Source organism: Pseudomonas sp. 18173, assembly GCF_050432945.1.
Classification (GTDB): Bacteria; Pseudomonadota; Gammaproteobacteria; order Pseudomonadales; family Pseudomonadaceae; genus Aquipseudomonas.
Window position 1 is genome coordinate 1 of the sequence record NZ_JBKFTN010000074.1, and the last position, 1242, is coordinate 1242.

General features: G+C 53.9%; 2 protein-coding genes. Both read left to right on the forward strand.

Going from position 1 to position 1242, the window contains the following annotated elements; all coding sequences use genetic code 11:
• Positions 1-65 precede the first annotated feature (65 nt).
• Positions 66-371, forward strand: a complete 306-nt coding sequence (locus tag ACLD1X_RS29110) for an IS3 family transposase (RefSeq protein WP_008047186.1) — start codon at positions 66-68, stop codon at positions 369-371.
• Entirely contained in the window at positions 368-1204 is an 837-nt protein-coding gene (locus ACLD1X_RS29115; RefSeq protein WP_429373728.1) for an IS3 family transposase, read from the forward strand. The genes ACLD1X_RS29110 and ACLD1X_RS29115 overlap by 4 nt, the downstream gene beginning before the upstream one ends.
• The last annotated feature ends 38 nt before the right edge of the window (positions 1205-1242 follow it).

Genomic DNA, 1242 nt, shown 5'->3' on the forward strand with positions numbered 1-1242 from the left:
TGAACTGGCCTAATAATTCCGGACACCTCTTAAGGGCGATATGATTTCGCCAACTTGGAGGTTCCATGAACGAAAGAAAGGTCTACACCCGCGAGTTCAAGCTGCATGCTGCCAGCATGGTGCTCGATGATAACTGTCCGGTTCCAGACGTTTGTGCATCGCTGGATATCGGGCCTACCGCTTTACGGCGTTGGGTCGATCAGGTGCGCAAGGAGCGCGAGGGTCAGCCAGTCAAGGGCACTAAGGCGATTACCGAAGATCAGCGCCAGATCCAGGAACTCAAAGCCAAGATCAAGCGCATGGAGATGGAAGCTGAGATCCTAAAAAAGGCTACCGCTCTCTTGATGTCGGATCCCGATCGTTTTCGATGATCGCAGAGCTAAGAGAGTCATTTCCGACGGCCGTGGTGTGTCGTGTTTTTGATGTGAAGCGCAGCAGCTTTTATGAGTGGCTTCAGCGGCGAACCCAGCCGCAGATCAGACGTGAAGAGCTCAAGCTCAAAGTGGTTGAATTGCACAGCGAAAGTCGCGAAGCCATGGGCTCCAGAATGATCAGCAAGAGCCTGAAATCCCAGAATATTGCAGCTGGAAGGAGCTTGGTCAGAGCGCTGATGCGGGAAGCCAACATTGTCAGTAAACAACGCCAGCCTCACCCATTCAGATCCAAAGGCGTGGAGGCATTTGTCGCGCCCAATCGGCTCAAGCGTAATTTCAAACCGACTGCCATCGATCAGGTTTGGTGTGGCGACGTGACCAGTCTGATGGTGGGCAAACGCTGGGTTCACCTGGCCATCGTCATCGATTTGTATGCTCGAAGGGTCATCGGCTGGGCATTTTCCCTGGTCAATGACGCCAACCTGGTCAGCAAGGCGCTACGCATGGCGACAGAGGTACGAGCGTGTCCTGCGGGGCTGATGTTTCACTCGGATCAGGGCTGTCAGTACACCAGCCGCAAGTTTCAAGAAGAACTGAGTCGCCACGGCATTTTGCAAAGCATGAGTCATCGCGGGCAGTGCTGGGACAATGCTCCGACAGAGCGTTTTTTTGGCACGCTGAAGTCAGAGTGGGTGCCTCGCAGCGGCTACAGCCTGATCGAAGAGGCCCAAACCGATATGGTGCGCTTCTTCATGTACTACAACCGCACCAGGCTCCACAGCTACAACAACTACCTGTCGCCAATAGCCATGGAGCAAAAAGCGGCATAAACACCGTAATCGGTGTCTGGGATTACTTGACCAGTTCA

Excerpts from the sequence above, each read along its gene's own strand:
- ACLD1X_RS29110 (WP_008047186.1), top strand. The coding sequence starts at position 66 with ATGAACGAAAGAAAGGTCTACACCCGCGAGTTCAAGCTGCATGCTGCC.
- ACLD1X_RS29115 (WP_429373728.1), top strand. The coding sequence starts at position 368 with ATGATCGCAGAGCTAAGAGAGTCATTTCCGACGGCCGTGGTGTGTCGT.